Raw genomic sequence first — 15666 nt, forward strand, 5'->3', positions numbered from 1 at the left:
CAGGACGGTATCGATCTCCGTGGCCGAGGTGCCGAGTTCGATGACGCGGTCGCCGGCGTTATCGACCACATAGGTATCGTTGCCGGCGCCACCATTCATGATGTCGGCGCCAGTGCTGCCATCCAGCGAGTTGTTGCCGGAGTTGCCGATCAGAACGTTGTTCAAGGCGTTGCCGAATCCGTTGATACTCTCGCTGCCAAGCAACGTGAGATTCTCCAGGTTGGCGCCCAGAGCGTAATTGATCCAGGAAAGGACAGTATCGACTTCGGTCAGGGCTATCCCGCGTTCGATGACCACATCGCCGGCGTTTTCCACCAGATAGGTGTCGTTGCCGGCCCCTCCCTCCATGACGTCCGCACCACCTTTGCCATCCAGAACGTTGTCCAGATCGTTACCGATCAGAGTGTCACTGAAGTTGGAGCCGATCGCATTTTCAATCCTGGCACCAAAAGCGATTGCCAGACCCTGATTGAATTGCGTCATGGTTGTCAGGTCGAGGAAGGATTTACCGATCTGGCTGAACTGTCCTTCATTGAGGTTGATCCGGACTGCGTTTGCCTGGTTGCTGCCATCGATGGTGTCATTGCCGCCCGCATCCCAGATTGTTTCGAAAACCGACTGGTCGGCAGCCCAGCTGTAGGTCGTGTTGCCCGTCTGCCATTGCGTGTTGGCGCCGTAGATTTGTTGAATCGCCGCAATATCCAGCAGCATCGGCGTCGTGGGTTGAAAGCTATACGCATCGTTATAGCTCATGATCGTGTAGCGAACGTCATCGAGGATTGACGGAAGCGTATTGAAATTTGAGATGCCGAAGCTGAACGGGTGTTTCAGGCCCAGGGCGTGACCGATTTCATGTGCGAAGGTGAGGTAGTCGTAAGAGCCTTTTACTGGATCAGGGCTGTCGGTTTCCGGGCCGATCCAGACGTCGCCTGCGCGGGGCGAATCGTCTGGAAGGTAGGCCCAGGCGACAGTGCCCGAAGGCATATTCGAATAACCACCGAAACGCAGATCACCGACATTGGTCGTTGTTTCATTGACGAAACTGAATTTCACATTGGCAACCGAGCTCCAGCCAGCGAGCGCGGATTGAACCGCTATTTTCTGAGCGTCAGTCAGCGCGAACGCATTTCGGTTCTCGTTGTTGCTGCTGTAAATGCTGTTGAACACCGACTGGCCTGGCGTGATAAAGCTATAGGTCAGACTCGTGATGCCATTCCCGTTAATGGGCATGTACATCCACTTGCTACCAAAGAGCAGGCTGTCAATCAGAAAGTTGCCGGTCAATTTTACTGACGAGCTGTACGAGTAACCAATCGGGCTGGGCATGCGGATTTCCTGAGTGCTCTGCGGCCCTTCCTGGATGCGGCCGCTACAAAAAAAGAAGCGATTTTGCACGAGTCACAGTGAGTTTGACATCACTGTGCCACTATTTTTCGGATCAATGGCGTCAAATTGCTGACTTGGCGGAATGTATCGGCGATTACAGTAGAATCCTGAGGCTGTTTCAGTGCCGTTTGTCCAGGAACCTCATCTCTTATGACCGTCACCGCTCCAACGCTCATCCGCGAAACCTTCCCTGTCGGTCCTCTGCAGTGCAACTGCACGATCATCGGCGATCCGATTACCAAAAAAGCCATCGTTGTCGATCCGGGCGGCAATTCTGACCTGATCATGGCTCGCCTCGATGCGCTCGGTCTGAAAGTGGTCAGCATCATTCACACCCACGCGCACCTCGATCACTTCCTGGCTTCCGGCCAGATGAAAGAGAAGACCGGCGCCACGTTGCACCTGCATAAAGAGGATCAGTTCCTGTGGGACAACCTCGAGATGCAATGCCAGATGTTTGGTGTGCCTTATACCCCGGTGCCGTCACCGGATCGCTGGTTGAGCGACGATGAAGAGCTGGCCTGTGGCTGTGGCGTGGCGTTGCACACGCCGGGGCATACACCAGGTTCCATGAGCTTCTGGTTTTCCGAGGCTAAGCTGTTGATAGCCGGCGACACGCTGTTTCGTCGCGGAGTAGGGCGCACGGATTTGTGGGGCGGCGATCAGGCGACCATCGTGCGATCGATCAAGCAGCGGCTGTACACCCTGGATGAAGACGCGACCGTTGTGGCCGGGCATGGTCCGGATACGCGTCTGGGGGATGAAATGCGCGAGAACCCGTTTGTGCGTGCCTAAACATTTTGTCACGGGTGCCCAGCGGAATTTTTGTGCATTGTCATGATCCAACGCCCGCACGGGCCAATTGCCAATGGCCGCGGCATCACAGAATGCAAAATGTAGGAGCACTCCATGTTCACCACGCGTCGTTTGATTATTGTCGCTACTGCCGTGGCCGTCTTGTCCGGCTGCGCCTCGCCCAACCCGTATGACAATCAGGGTCAGGCCGACGGAGGCTCTCAGGGCATGAGCAAAACCGCCAAGTACGGTGGCCTCGGTGCACTGGCCGGCGCGCTGGCCGGTGCCGCCATCGACCACAACAACCGCGGCAAGGGTGCGCTGATCGGTGCAGCCGTCGTCGGTGCCTCGGCCGCCGGTTACGGCTACTACGCTGACCAGCAGGAGAAAAAACTGCGCGCCAGCATGGCCAACACCGGGGTTGAAGTGCAGCGTCAGGGCGACCAGATCAAGCTGATCATGCCGGGCAACATCACCTTCGCCACCGATTCGGCGAACATCGCTTCCAGCTTCTATCAGCCGCTGAACAATCTGGCCAACTCGCTCAAAGAGTTCAACCAGAACCAGATCGAAATCGTCGGCTACACCGACAGCACCGGCAGCCGCCAGCACAACATGGACCTGTCCCAGCGTCGTGCGCAGAGCGTGGCGACCTACCTGACTTCGCAGGGTGTAAGCGGTGCCAACCTGAGCGCCCGCGGTGCCGGCCCGGATAACCCGATCGCCAGCAACGGTGACGTCAACGGCCGGGCGCAGAACCGTCGCGTCGAGGTCAACCTCAAGGCAATCCCGGGCCAGCAGTATCAACAGGGTGGGCAGCCTGTGCAGCAGTACTGATCATCAGAAGATAGACACTATTGATATCTGATCGCCTGCGAATTCTTTGGCATGTGATTCGGATATTGGATTGGGATGCCCGAGTTTGTTTCAGCACTCGGGCTTCCTGCATTCAGGCAAAAATTCTGTTTGAAGTGGGACTTCTGATTGTTGATGTCTTTGCAGGATTTGAGCTGTCTGAAGGGAATTCAAATTGAGACGCTCAAATGAATCACAACAATAACTTCAATCTCTTGCGACTGATTTTTGCTCTGTTGGTCGTCTACTCACATTCTTTTGCTCTTTTGGGTATGCGGGAGCCAGAAATATTCGGAAGGCCTCTGGGAAATGTTGCAGTTCATGGTTTTTTCGTAATCAGTGGTTATCTGATCACTGAAAGTTTTCTGAGATCTCCAAAGCTTTTTGCTTTTTTCTGGAACCGAGCGCTGCGTATCCTTCCGGGGTTGATAGTGGCCCTCGTATTTACGAGGGCGATATATCCGGTATTTGATAGCTTTAAAAGTAATCCCATACAGTATGTAGCCAATGGTCCGGTCTGGACATTGACATGGGAGGTTGTCTGTTACGCCAGCGTGGCTCTGATTGGAGTGATGGGGGTGCTCGGGCGTAATGCCATGCCTACATTGTTTGTCGTTTTGTGGATCGTTTATCTCGCAAATACGGGAAATACCAGCAATTTTTACGGTGTGATTGCACCGCTGATGATGATGTTTTCAGCGGGGATATTCCTTCGAGTAGCAAACGATTTCACCAATCTTAAAAAGTGTGCTGCTCCAGTATTTTGTCTATTGCTTTTCGCTGTTCATGAATCGACAGCTGGAAATATCCTCGATCTGATCAATTCCCGTATTGATTTTTTATGGGGGCCTGAGCTGACAGGAGCGGATGTTGTGAGAATTGCTTATCTGGCTGCTTTTCCAGTTTTTATTGTGGGTATTTCTCTTTCAATGCCGCCGCTTGTCAACTTGAAGGACGACATTTCTTATGGCATTTACGTTTACGGATGGCCTTTGGCCCAGGTAATGGTTGCCCTTTCTACCAAGACTGATTTCAGACTGACACCTTTGTGGCTGTTCGTGTGTGGAGTGCTGGTCACGCTACCGATTGCCTGGTGCTCGTGGCGTTTTGTCGAAAGGCCGGCGCTCCGATTGAAAATTCGTCCAAGCCTTGGCTTCCCCAAACCGAGCACCAGCAATCACTAACTTAACCTGGTGTTCAGTTGAATTGTCGGTGGTGAGAGGGATCTGAGCTGCAGGCTTATTCTAGGCAAAAAAACCGCCCGACCTTCAACAGGTGGGGCGGTATTTGAAAAACAATTACTTCTTCAGGCCGTAATGCTCATCAAGCATGCCCGGCGAGTTCGGGGTCTTCGGCGCGTAGTCACGCGGAGGTTCCTGATCCCGTGGTGGTGTCAGGCGTTCCCGTGGGGCCTGTGCTGCTTCAGAGTGCAGCGAGGCGAGCAAGCGTTGACGGGTCTGCTCGTCCAGGGCCAGGCGGTTGGCGCCGTCGGCGAGGTGATCCTGCACTTCCTGATAGCTCTGGGTCAGTTTCTTGACCAGATTGGCGGTGCTGTTGAAGTGGGTCACCACTTCGTTCTGATAACTGTCGAAACGTTCCTGAATATCATCCAGTTGACGCTGCGTGCGGCTGGGCGCGGCGTTCGGCGCAACGCGAGCGATCAGGAAACCAATGGCGACACCCACAACCAGGGCAAGAGTCGGTAACAACCAAACTAAGAGCGAGTGTTCCACGAGTCCTTCCTCTATAAACGGCTTTGCTTTACGTTAACGGCTCGAACCTGCGCTGTATACCGCGATTCACTCGCAATAGACTGGCACAGACAATTTGCTAGACGAGTCGACCCGATCCGAGGTCACGGAGTTCCTTCCTTGCTGATGCGTGAAACCCCTGTAGTGATTGATGGCCCGGTGGGGCAACTTGAGTCTTTGTATCTGGACAATGAGCAGCCACGCGGCATCGCGCTGATCTGCCACCCGAACCCGGTGCAGGGCGGCACCATGCTCAACAAGGTCGTCTCGACCCTGCAGCGCACCGCGCGCGACGCGGGTCTTATCACCTTGCGCTTCAACTATCGCGGCGTCGGTGCCAGCGAAGGTTCCCATGACATGGGCACTGGTGAGGTCGACGACGCCCAGGCCGCTGCCGCCTGGTTGCTGGAAAAGCATCCGGAGCTGCCGTTGACCCTGTTCGGCTTCTCTTTCGGCGGATTTGTTGCAGCAAGTCTCGGCGGTCGTCTCGAAGCCCAAGGCATTCAGCTCAAGCACCTGTTCATGGTCGCGCCGGCGGTGATGCGCCTGGGCGAGCAGGATCAACTGCCGCAGCAGGGCGAGTTGACCGTGATCCAGCCGGAAACAGACGAAGTGATCGATCCGCCGCTGGTCTACGACTGGTCTGAAAAACTCCCGCGCCCCCATGAGCTACTGAAAGTGGCAGAATGCGGACACTTTTTTCATGGCAAGCTGACCGATCTCAAGGATCTGATCCTGCCGCGTCTCTCGAATTGATTGCAGTCTGACAAGCGATTACCCATGACGAACCGTACCCGCATCCTCACCGGCATCACCACCACCGGCACCCCGCACCTGGGCAACTACGCCGGTGCCATTCGCCCGGCGATTCTCGCCAGCCGCGACAGCAATGCCGACTCGTTCTACTTCCTGGCCGACTATCACGCCCTGATCAAGTGCGATGACCCGCTGCGCATCCAGCGCTCGCGTCTGGAAATCGCCGCGACCTGGCTGGCCGGTGGCCTGGATGTGGATCGCGTGACCTTCTACCGTCAGTCCGACATTCCGGAAATCCCCGAGCTGACCTGGCTGCTGACCTGCGTTGCCGCCAAAGGCCTGCTCAACCGCGCCCATGCTTACAAGGCTTCGGTGGACAAGAATGTCGAGACCGGCGAAGACCCGGATGCCGGCATCACGATGGGTTTGTACAGCTATCCGGTACTGATGGCGGCGGACATTCTGATGTTCAACGCGCACAAGGTGCCGGTCGGTCGCGATCAGATCCAGCACGTGGAAATGGCCCGTGATATCGGCCAGCGCTTCAACCACCTGTTCGGCCAGGGCAAGGAGTTCTTCACCATGCCCGAAGCGCTGATCGAGGAAAGCGTGGCCACGTTGCCGGGCCTGGACGGTCGCAAGATGTCCAAGAGCTACGACAACACCATCCCGCTGTTCACCAGCGCCAAGGACATGAAGGACGCGATTTCACGGATCGTTACCGACTCCCGTGCGCCAGGCGAAGCGAAAGATCCGGACAACTCGCACCTGTTCACCCTGTTCCAGGCGTTCGCCACACCGGCGCAGGCTGATGAGTTCCGCAGCGAGCTGCTGGGCGGTCTGGGTTGGGGCGAGGCGAAGAACCGTCTGTTCCAGTTGCTCGACAACGAGCTGGGCGAATCCCGCGAGCGTTATCACCAGTTGATCGAGCGTCCGGCAGATCTGGAAGACATCCTGCAACACGGCGCCAAGAAGGCTCGTGCGGTGGCGACGCCGTTCCTCAACGAGTTGCGCGAAGCGGTCGGCCTGCGCTCCTTCGTCAGTCAGGTTCAGGTGGCTGCGACCACCAAGAAGAAAGCTGCGAAAGCCGCACGTTTCGTCAGCTTCCGTGAAGACGACGGCAGCTTCCGTTTCCGTCTGCTGGCGGCTGACGGCGAGCAACTGCTGCTGTCGCGCAACTTTGCCGACGGTAAAACCGCCGGTCAGGTGACCAAACAACTGCAATCGGGTCAGGCGCTGGATGTACGCAGCGAAGACCTGAGCTTCAGCGTCTGGCTGGAAGGCGAGTGCGTCGGCGACAGCCCGGCGTTCGCCGACGCTGCTGCGCGAGACGCGGCCATCGAGGCCTTGCGGATCGCTCTGACACCGATTCAGGAATAATCAACGGGCCGGCCCGACCAAGGGCCGATTGCCATTCCCACGGGCCATCGCTACAGTGACGGCCCGTTTTTGTTGCCTTGCTAACGAATTATGACGCCCCTAGAACGATATCAAGCTGATCTGAAACGCCCGGATTTCTTCCATGATGCGGCGCAGGAAACTGCCGTGCGTCATCTGCAACGCCTGTATGACGATCTGATCGCGGCCGAGCAGAACAAGCCGGGTTTGCTGGGCAAGCTGTTTGGCAAAAAGGATCAGACGCCGGTCAAGGGCCTGTACTTCTGGGGCGGCGTGGGTCGCGGCAAGACTTACCTGGTGGACACCTTCTTCGAAGCGCTGCCATTCAAGGAAAAGACCCGCACTCACTTCCACCGCTTCATGAAGCGTGTACACGAAGAGATGAAAACCCTCGGCGGCGAGAAAAACCCGCTGACCATCATCGCCAAGCGTTTTGCGACTGAATCGCGGGTCATCTGCTTCGATGAATTCTTCGTCTCCGACATCACCGACGCCATGATCCTCGGCACGCTGATGGAAGAGCTGTTCAAGAACGGCGTGACCCTGGTCGCCACTTCGAACATCGTGCCGGACGGCCTGTACAAGGACGGCCTGCAACGCGCGCGCTTCCTGCCGGCCATCGCGCTGATCAAGCAGAACACCGAGATCGTCAACGTCGACAGCGGCGTCGACTACCGTCTGCGCCACCTCGAACAAGCGGAGCTGTTCCACTATCCGCTGGACGAAGCCGCCCACGAAAGCCTGCGCAAGAGCTTCCGCGCGCTGACGCCTGAGTGCACGGCGGCGGTGGAAAACGATGTGCTGATCATCGAGAACCGCGAAATCCGTGCCCTGCGTACTTGCGATGACGTGGCCTGGTTCGATTTCCGCGAACTGTGCGACGGCCCGCGCAGCCAGAACGACTACATCGAACTGGGCAAGATCTTCCACGCCGTGCTGCTCAGTGGCGTGGAGCAGATGAGCGTCACCACCGACGACATCGCCCGCCGCTTCATCAACATGGTCGACGAGTTCTACGACCGTAACGTCAAACTGATCATTTCTGCCGAAGTCGAGTTGAAAGACCTGTACACCGGCGGGCGTCTGACGTTCGAGTTCCAGCGTACCCTCAGCCGTCTGCTGGAGATGCAATCGCACGAATTCCTGTCCCGGGCGCACAAGCCTTAAGCGGATTCGGCAAACAAAAAGGGCCTGCAGATGCAGGCCCTTTTTTGTGTCTGGTCGAATCGTCAGGCAGCTTGCTGGAACTGCTGCCGGTACTGGTTCGGCGACAGTTCGGTGTGCTGGCGGAACAGCCGTGCGAAGAAACTCGCATCGTCGTAGCCGACTTCGTAGCTGATGGTCTTGATGCTCTTGCGACTGCCGGAGAGCAAGCCCTTGGCAGTCTCGATGCGCAGCCGTTGCAGGTAGTGCAGTGGCTTGTCACCGGTGGCGGTCTGGAAGCGGCGCATGAAGTTACGGATGCTCATGCCGTGCTCGCGGGCCACGTCTTCGAAGCGGAACTTGTCGGCGAAATGCTCTTCGAGCCAGTGCTGGATCTGCAGGATGATCACGTCCTGATGCAGTTTCTGGCCACCGAAACCAATGCGACCCGGTGCATAGCTGCGTTGGACTTCATAGAGAATGTCGCGGGCCACAGCCTGAGCCACATTGGCGCCGCAGAAGCGCTCGATCAGATAAATGTAGAGATCGCAGGCTGAGGTCGTACCGCCGGCGCAGTACAGGTTGTCGGCGTCGGTCAGGTGCTTGTCCTGATTGAGATAGACCTGCGGGAAACGCTCGGCGAAGGCGTTGAAGAAACGCCAGTAGGTGGTCGCTTCCTTGCCGTTGAGCAACCCGGCCTCGGCCAGCCAGAACACCCCGGTGGCCTCGCCGCAGAGCACCGCGCCCCGGGCATGCTGTTCGCGCAGCCACGGCAGGATCTGTGGGTAACGGTGGCACAGCGTATCGAAATCGTCCCAGAACGCCGGGAGGATGATGACGTCGGCGTTTTCCAGGCCGCCGTCCACCGGCATGACCACGTCACTGAAGCTGTTGACCGGTTTGCCGTCGGGGCTGACCAGGCGGGTTTCGAACGCCGGAGTCAGGCCGTGGCCCAGTTGTTTGCCGTAACGCAGGCTGGCCAGATGGAAGAAATCCTTGGCTTGCATGAGGGTGGAAGCGAAAACCCGGTCGATCGCCAGGATGCTGACGCGCCGCAAGGGCGTGGAGACTTGCTTGGACATAATTCAACTTTTGTTTTTATAAGGGAAAGTGGTCACCAGACGGCTGGATCGTCTTATTTTTTGTCGGATGTGTCCAGTGTCCTGTATCGGAAGCGAGGCTTAGTCTCTGAAGGTCTGATCCCTCCAACAATAAATAAAAGGTGCCGCATGATTCCCAGAACCTTGTTCAGCTCCGAGCACGAATTGTTCCGCGACAGCGTACGAACCTTCCTCGAAAAAGAGGCCGTGCCGTTCCATGGGCAATGGGAAAAACAAGGCTACATCGACCGCAAACTGTGGAACAAGGCAGGGGAGGCGGGGATGCTCTGCTCGAACCTGCCGGAGGAATACGGCGGGTTGGGGGCGGACTTTCTTTACAGCGCGGTCGTGATCGAAGAAGTCGGGCGGCTGGGTTTGACCGGTATCGGTTTTTCACTGCATTCGGACATCGTCGCGCCGTACATCCTGCATTACGGCAGCGAAGCGCTGAAGCAGAAATACCTGCCGAAACTGGTGTCTGGCGAGATGGTTACCGCGATCGCCATGACCGAGCCCGGCGCCGGTTCCGACCTGCAAGGGGTCAAGACCACGGCGGTACTGGATGGCGACGAATATGTGATCAACGGTTCGAAAACCTTTATCACCAACGGCTTCCTGGCGGATCTGGTGATTGTCGTGGCCAAGACCGATCCCAAGGCCGGTGCCAAGGGTACCAGCCTGTTTCTGGTGGAGGCGAACACACCGGGCTTCGACAAGGGCAAACGCCTGGATAAGGTCGGAATGAAGGCTCAGGACACGTCGGAATTGTTCTTCCAGGACGTGCGCGTGCCGAAAGAAAACCTCTTGGGTCAGGCCGGGGCGGGATTTGCCTATCTGATGCAGGAACTGCCGCAGGAGCGTCTGACTGTGGCGATTGGCGGTCTGGCTTCAGCCGAGGCGGCGCTGCAATGGACGCTGGATTACACCCGCGAGCGCAAGGCGTTCGGCAAGTCGATTGCCGACTTCCAGAATACCCGCTTCAAACTGGCGGAAATGGCCACCGAGATTCAGATCGGCCGGGTGTTCGTCGACCGCTGCCTTGAGCTGCATCTGCAAGGCAAGCTGGATGTGCCGACGGCGGCGATGGCCAAGTACTGGGGCACCGACCTGCAATGCAAGGTGCTCGACGAGTGCGTGCAACTGCATGGCGGTTACGGTTTCATGTGGGAATACCCGGTGGCCCGGGCCTGGGCGGATGCGCGGGTGCAGCGCATCTATGCCGGCACCAATGAAATCATGAAGGAGATCATTGCGCGGTCGCTTTGAGTTTTGCAGTGAGTTGACTGGCCCCTTCGCGAGCAGGCTCGCTCCCACAATCATCACGCTGTACCTGTGGGAGCGAGCCTGGTCGCGAAGCTTTTAGCGGCTGATCACGGCGCCGGGTTCGGATAATCCTTGTGAATCGCTTCGATCCCTTCCAGCACTTCCTTCGACAGTTTCAGCTCGTAGCTCGCAATGTTGCTGTCCAGCTGTTCCAGCGTCGTCGCCCCGATGATGTTGCTGGTGACGAACGGTTGCTGATTCACAAAGGCCAGGGCCATTTGTGCCGGATCCAGGCCGTGTTCACGGGCCAGCGCCACGTAACGGCTGCATGCTGCTTCCGATTGCGGGTTGAAATAGCGGCTGAAACGGCTGTAGAGGCTCAGGCGGCCTTTCGGTGGACGCGCCCCACCTTCGTACTTGCCCGACAGGAAACCGAACGCCAGCGGCGAATAGGCGAGCAGGCCGCATTGTTCACGGATGGCGATTTCCGCCAGACCGATCTCGAAACTGCGGTTGAGCAGGTTGTACGGGTTCTGGATCGAGACAGCGCGCGGCCAGCCACGGGCTTCGGCCAGGGCGAGAAATCGCATGGTGCCCCACGGCGTTTCGTTGGACAAACCGATGTGGCGGATCTTGCCGGCCTTCACTTGCTCATCGAGCGCCTCAAGGGTGTCTTCGAGCGGCGTCAGGTTGGCTTCGGTCTGGTGCTTGTAGCCCAGCTGTCCGAAAAAGTTGGTGCTGCGCTCCGGCCAGTGCAACTGGTAGAGGTCGATGTAGTCGGTCTGCAGGCGCTTGAGGCTGGCGTCCACGGCCTCGGTGATGTGCTGGCGGTTGTGGCGCAGGTTCTTGTCGCGGATGTAGTCGATGGTGTTGCCGGGGCCGGCGATCTTGCTGGCGAGAATCCAGTCGGCGCGGTCGCCACGGCTCTTGAAGTAATTGCCGATGTAGCGCTCGGTGGTGGCGTAGGTGTCGGCTTTTGGCGGCACCGGGTACATTTCGGCAGTGTCGAGGAAATTGATCCCGGCCTCTTTTGCCCGTTCGATCTGGGCGAAGGCTTCAGCTTCAGTGTTTTGCTCGCCCCAGGTCATGGTGCCGAGGCAGATTGCACTCACGTTCAGGTCGGTACGGCCTAGCTGGCGATAGTCCATCGGGTGCTCCTTGGGCAAAACAAGCATAAAAGCAGGTTGAAATTTTTTTCGCAATCTGCATAATTGCCGACCTCTTTCTGCAGTGGAAGTGATGCCCCGCCGCCGAAGAATCTTGCCGTTGAACGGACGCGCCGACCCGAGCCCCCGAAAGCGTCTGTATCCGGCTGCCTTTGACTTGTCAAAGTACGCACTATTCAGTAAGATCCGCCGTCTTATTTACAGGCGGCCCCTGAGGCTATAAAGAATGAAAACTTTTACTGCTAAACCGGAAACAGTAAAGCGCGACTGGTTTGTCGTCGACGCTGCTGGTCAGACCCTGGGTCGTCTGGCCACCGAAATCGCGAGCCGTCTGCGTGGCAAGCACAAGCCTGAGTACACTCCTCACGTTGACACCGGCGACTACATCGTCGTAATCAACGCTGAGCAGATCCGTGTTACCGGCGCTAAAACCACTGACAAAATGTACTACTCCCACTCCGGTTTCCCGGGCGGCATCAAGTCGATCAACTTTGAAAAGCTGATCGCCAAGGCCCCTGAGCGCGTGATCGAGACCGCGGTTAAAGGCATGCTGCCTAAAAACCCACTGGGTCGCGACATGTACCGTAAGCTGAAAGTCTATGCGGGCGCTGCACACCCTCATACTGCTCAGCAGCCCCAAGAACTGAAGATTTAACGGAATAGTTCATTATGTCGGCGACTCAAAATTACGGCACTGGCCGTCGCAAGACCGCAACCGCACGCGTTTTCCTGCGTCCGGGTACTGGTAACATCTCCATCAACAACCGCTCCCTGGACACGTTCTTCGGTCGCGAAACTGCCCGCATGGTAGTTCGTCAGCCGCTGGAACTGACTGAGACTGTCGAGAAGTTCGACATCTACGTCACCGTCATCGGTGGTGGTGTAAGTGGTCAGGCTGGCGCAATCCGTCACGGCATCACTCGCGCTCTGATGGACTACGACGAAACCCTGCGTAGCGCTCTGCGCAAAGCTGGCTTCGTTACCCGCGACGCCCGTGAAGTTGAACGTAAGAAAGTTGGTCTGCGTAAAGCGCGTAAGCGTCCGCAGTACTCGAAGCGTTAATTTCGCTTCCACGTTCAAAAAGAACGCCCGATTCCTCACGGAACCGGGCGTTTTTTTATGCGTGCGATTTCTTGAATAATTGCGCTGTGACAACTTGCCACATTCGTAGACCCCCTATACTACAAGGCTTGAGGGCCAGCCCTCCGGGTAATTACCTTGTCAGAATTGGGGGTTTTCATTACCATTCGGCAAAATTTTTATAAGTACATAGTTTCAATTTAGTAGACGCCTGATTTAACAGGCCACAAAGCTGATGGGAGAGGACTGAATGAGCAATGACGGCGTGAATGCAGGCCGGCGTCGCTTCTTGGTAGCAGCCACATCCGTGGTGGGTGCTGCAGGAGCGGTGGGGGCTGCGGTCCCGTTCGTGGGGTCATGGTTTCCCAGTGCCAAGGCGAAAGCTGCCGGAGCACCGGTGAAAGTGAATGTCAGCAAAATCGAGCCAGGACAGCAGATGATTGCTGAATGGCGCGGCCAGCCGGTGTTCATTGTCCGCCGTACCGAGGAAATCCTGGGGAATCTCAAAAAGATCGAAGGCCAACTCTCCGATCCGACCTCCAAAAACTCCACGCAACCCACTTATGTCGACCCTGAAGTGCGTTCGATCAAGCCGGAAATCCTCCTGCTGATCGGGATCTGCACTCACCTGGGTTGCTCACCGACCTTCCGTCCCGAAGTGGCACCCGCGGATCTGGGCAAAGACTGGGTAGGCGGTTATTTCTGCCCTTGCCACGGTTCCCACTACGATCTGGCTGGCCGCGTCTACAAGTCGCAACCTGCGCCTTTGAACCTGCCAGTACCCCCGCATTCCTATGAGACCGATGACCTGATTGTCATTGGCGTCGATACGGAGAAAGCGTGATGAGCAAGTTCATGGATTGGGTTGATGCACGCTTCCCCGCCACCAAAATGTGGGAAGACCATCTCAGCAAGTATTACGCGCCAAAAAACTTCAACTTCTTCTATTTCTTCGGCTCGCTGGCGCTGCTCGTTCTGGTCAACCAGATCGTCACCGGCGTCTGGCTGACCATGAGCTACACCCCGTCGGCGGAAGAAGCGTTCGCTTCCGTCGAATACATCATGCGCGACGTCGAGTACGGTTCGATCCTGCGCCTGCTGCACTCCACCGGCGCTTCGGCGTTCTTCATCGTGGTCTATCTGCACATGTTCCGTGGCCTGCTCTACGGTTCGTACCAGAAGCCGCGTGAGCTGGTGTGGGTCTTCGGCATGCTGATCTACCTGGCGCTGATGGCTGAAGCCTTCATGGGTTACCTGCTGCCGTGGGGCCAGATGTCCTACTGGGGTGCCCAGGTGATCATCTCGCTGTTCGGCGCGATTCCGGTCATCGGCAACGACCTGACCCAGTGGATCCGTGGTGACTACCTGATTTCCGGAATCACCCTGAACCGCTTCTTCGCCCTGCACGTGGTTGCGCTGCCTATCGTGATTCTCGGTCTGGTGGTGCTGCACATCCTGGCATTGCACGAAGTCGGTTCGAACAACCCGGACGGCGTGGACATCAAGAAGCACAAAGACGAAAACGGTATCCCGCTGGACGGCATCGCCTTCCACCCGTACTACACCGTGAAAGATATCGTCGGCGTTGTGGTGTTCCTGTTCATCTTCTGCTTCATTGTGTTCTTCTTCCCGGAAATGGGCGGTTACTTCCTCGAAAAACCTAACTTCGAGCAGGCCAACCCGTTCAAGACCCCAGAGCACATTGCACCGGTCTGGTACTTCACACCGTTCTACGCAATTTTGCGGGCGGTCCCTGACAAGCTCATGGGCGTTATCGCCATGGGTGCCGCGATTGCGGTGCTGTTCGTCCTGCCGTGGCTCGACCGCAGCCCGGTCAAGTCGATGCGTTACAAAGGCTGGATGAGCAAGATCTGGCTGGTGGTGTTCTGCATTTCGTTCGTGATCCTCGGCATTCTGGGCGTTCTGGCCCCGACGCCAGGCCGTACGCTGCTGTCGCAGGTCTGCACCTTCCTGTACTTCGCCTATTTCATTCTGATGCCGTTCTACACCAGGCTCGAGAAGACCAAACCGGTTCCGGAAAGGGTGACTGGCTGATGAAAAAGTTATTTTTTGCTCTGATTTTTGCTGCTCTGCCAGTGCTGTCTTTCGCGGCCGAACACGGTGGTCCGGAACTGGAAAAGGTCGACATCGACGTTTCCGACAAGGCTGCCCTGCAGGATGGCGCGCGTACTTTCGCCAACTATTGCATGGGCTGCCACAGTGCCAAGTTCCAGCGTTACGAGCGTGTGGCCGATGACCTCGGTGTTCCGCACGAACTGATGCTGGAAAAACTGGTGTTCACCGGCGCCAAGATCGGCGATCACATGAACATCGGCATGCAGCCGGCCGACGCCAAGACCTGGTTCGGCGCAGCGCCGCCAGACCTGACGCTGGTGGCTCGTGTTCGCGGCACCGACTGGCTCTACGGTTACCTCAAGTCGTTCTACGAAGATCCTGCGCGTCCATGGGGCGTGAACAACAAGGTCTTCCCGAACGTCGGCATGCCCAACGTGCTGGTCGGCCTGCAAGGTCGCCAGGTTGTGGGTTGCAAACAGGTACAGATCGTCGAGGACGGCAAGAAGCAATATGACCCGCTGACCGGTACGCCTCTGACTCATGAAGCGTGCGATCAGTTGACCATCGTGCCGAAAACCGGAAGTCTCAACGAAGAGCAGTTCGATGAGAAGGTCAAGAATCTGGTAACCTTCCTGGCTTACTCGGCTAACCCGGTTAAGCTGCAACATCAGCGCATCGGTACTTACGTCTTGCTGTACCTGGCGTTCTTCTTTGTGTTCGCCTACCTGCTCAAGCGTGAATACTGGAAAGACGTGCACTGATAACGCTTCAAGCAATTGCTGTTAATCGCGCGCGCCCAAGGGCGCCTCTGAAAACGCAACGCCTGGTTCGCCAGTCGTTGCGGGAGGTGCCCTCTGGGCGCGCGCGTTTTTCCGGCTCCGACTATTTCAACAAGCG

General features: G+C 57.2%; 16 protein-coding genes. 12 read left to right on the forward strand and 4 right to left on the reverse strand.

What is annotated here, in order from left to right; translation table 11 throughout:
• Positions 1–1326: M10 family metallopeptidase (locus QRN46_RS00005; RefSeq protein ID WP_285354152.1), on the reverse strand; the 1326-nt coding region annotated here is incomplete at its 3' end.
• Positions 1327–1536: 210 nt separating this feature from the next.
• Between QRN46_RS00005 and QRN46_RS00010 the strand changes: the two genes are divergently transcribed.
• The 3 genes from QRN46_RS00010 to QRN46_RS00020 all read left to right on the forward strand — a co-directional run bounded on the left by QRN46_RS00010 (position 1537) and on the right by QRN46_RS00020 (position 4220).
• Positions 1537–2181: an MBL fold metallo-hydrolase gene (locus tag QRN46_RS00010; RefSeq protein WP_221615251.1), complete on the forward strand. Its 645-nt coding sequence runs from the start codon at positions 1537–1539 to the stop codon at positions 2179–2181.
• Between the two features lie 114 nt (positions 2182–2295).
• Positions 2296–3018, forward strand: a complete 723-nt coding sequence (locus tag QRN46_RS00015) for a YiaD family glycine zipper/OmpA-like lipoprotein (protein WP_221615252.1) — start codon at positions 2296–2298, stop codon at positions 3016–3018.
• 206 nt (positions 3019–3224) lie between these two features.
• Positions 3225–4220, forward strand: coding sequence for an acyltransferase family protein (locus QRN46_RS00020; protein WP_285354153.1), 996 nt, complete (start codon positions 3225–3227; stop codon positions 4218–4220).
• Between the two features lie 114 nt (positions 4221–4334).
• Here the strand turns inward: QRN46_RS00020 and QRN46_RS00025 are convergent, their stop codons facing one another.
• Positions 4335–4769: a Z-ring associated ZapG family protein gene (locus tag QRN46_RS00025; protein ID WP_011335880.1), complete on the reverse strand. Its 435-nt coding sequence runs from the start codon at positions 4767–4769 to the stop codon at positions 4335–4337.
• A gap of 144 nt (positions 4770–4913) precedes the next feature.
• On the opposite strand from QRN46_RS00025, the gene QRN46_RS00030 reads away from it, so the two are divergent.
• From QRN46_RS00030 to zapE, 3 genes are all read left to right on the forward strand, one after another.
• Positions 4914–5543: an alpha/beta hydrolase gene (locus QRN46_RS00030; protein ID WP_011335879.1), complete on the forward strand. Its 630-nt coding sequence runs from the start codon at positions 4914–4916 to the stop codon at positions 5541–5543.
• Positions 5544–5567: 24 nt separating this feature from the next.
• The gene (locus tag QRN46_RS00035; RefSeq protein WP_285354154.1) at positions 5568–6923 is read left to right on the forward strand and encodes a tryptophan--tRNA ligase; all 1356 of its coding nucleotides are present in this window, start codon (positions 5568–5570) and stop codon (positions 6921–6923) included.
• A gap of 90 nt (positions 6924–7013) precedes the next feature.
• Positions 7014–8108 (forward strand): cell division protein ZapE, encoded by a 1095-nt coding sequence (gene zapE / locus QRN46_RS00040; RefSeq protein WP_011335877.1) that lies wholly within the window; start codon positions 7014–7016, stop codon positions 8106–8108.
• A 62-nt stretch (positions 8109–8170) separates the two neighbouring features.
• Here the strand turns inward: zapE and QRN46_RS00045 are convergent, their stop codons facing one another.
• A complete protein-coding gene (locus tag QRN46_RS00045) occupies positions 8171–9067 on the reverse strand; it encodes a GlxA family transcriptional regulator (protein WP_181457869.1) in 897 nt (298 codons plus the stop codon).
• A gap of 246 nt (positions 9068–9313) precedes the next feature.
• On the opposite strand from QRN46_RS00045, the gene QRN46_RS00050 reads away from it, so the two are divergent.
• Positions 9314–10450 carry an acyl-CoA dehydrogenase family protein gene (locus QRN46_RS00050; protein WP_011335875.1) on the forward strand — a complete coding sequence of 379 codons (1137 nt, stop codon included), beginning with the start codon at positions 9314–9316 and terminating at the stop codon, positions 10448–10450.
• A 104-nt stretch (positions 10451–10554) separates the two neighbouring features.
• Here QRN46_RS00050 and QRN46_RS00055 read toward each other — a convergent pair whose 3' ends face one another.
• Positions 10555–11595: an NADP(H)-dependent aldo-keto reductase gene (locus tag QRN46_RS00055; RefSeq protein ID WP_011335874.1), complete on the reverse strand. Its 1041-nt coding sequence runs from the start codon at positions 11593–11595 to the stop codon at positions 10555–10557.
• A 244-nt stretch (positions 11596–11839) separates the two neighbouring features.
• On the opposite strand from QRN46_RS00055, the gene rplM reads away from it, so the two are divergent.
• The 5 genes from rplM (at position 11840) to QRN46_RS00080 (ending at position 15530) form a co-directional block, all read left to right on the forward strand.
• Positions 11840–12268 carry a 50S ribosomal protein L13 gene (gene rplM, locus QRN46_RS00060; RefSeq protein ID WP_003228062.1) on the forward strand — a complete coding sequence of 143 codons (429 nt, stop codon included), beginning with the start codon at positions 11840–11842 and terminating at the stop codon, positions 12266–12268.
• A gap of 14 nt (positions 12269–12282) precedes the next feature.
• Positions 12283–12675, forward strand: a complete 393-nt coding sequence (rpsI, locus tag QRN46_RS00065) for a 30S ribosomal protein S9 (RefSeq protein WP_007956794.1) — start codon at positions 12283–12285, stop codon at positions 12673–12675.
• A 268-nt stretch (positions 12676–12943) separates the two neighbouring features.
• Positions 12944–13537, forward strand: coding sequence for a ubiquinol-cytochrome c reductase iron-sulfur subunit (gene petA / locus QRN46_RS00070; RefSeq protein ID WP_007917031.1), 594 nt, complete (start codon positions 12944–12946; stop codon positions 13535–13537).
• Positions 13537–14748, forward strand: coding sequence for a cytochrome b (locus QRN46_RS00075; RefSeq protein WP_007956792.1), 1212 nt, complete (start codon positions 13537–13539; stop codon positions 14746–14748). The genes petA and QRN46_RS00075 overlap by 1 nt, the downstream gene beginning before the upstream one ends.
• Complete coding sequence (locus QRN46_RS00080) at positions 14748–15530, forward strand: cytochrome c1 (protein ID WP_011335873.1); 783 nt, start codon at positions 14748–14750, stop codon at positions 15528–15530. The genes QRN46_RS00075 and QRN46_RS00080 overlap by 1 nt, the downstream gene beginning before the upstream one ends.
• Positions 15531–15666: the final 136 nt, after the last annotated feature.

It is taken from the genome of Pseudomonas sp. lyk4-R2A-10 (genome assembly GCF_030209075.1).
In the GTDB taxonomy this organism is placed as follows: domain Bacteria; phylum Pseudomonadota; class Gammaproteobacteria; order Pseudomonadales; family Pseudomonadaceae; genus Aquipseudomonas; species Aquipseudomonas glycinae.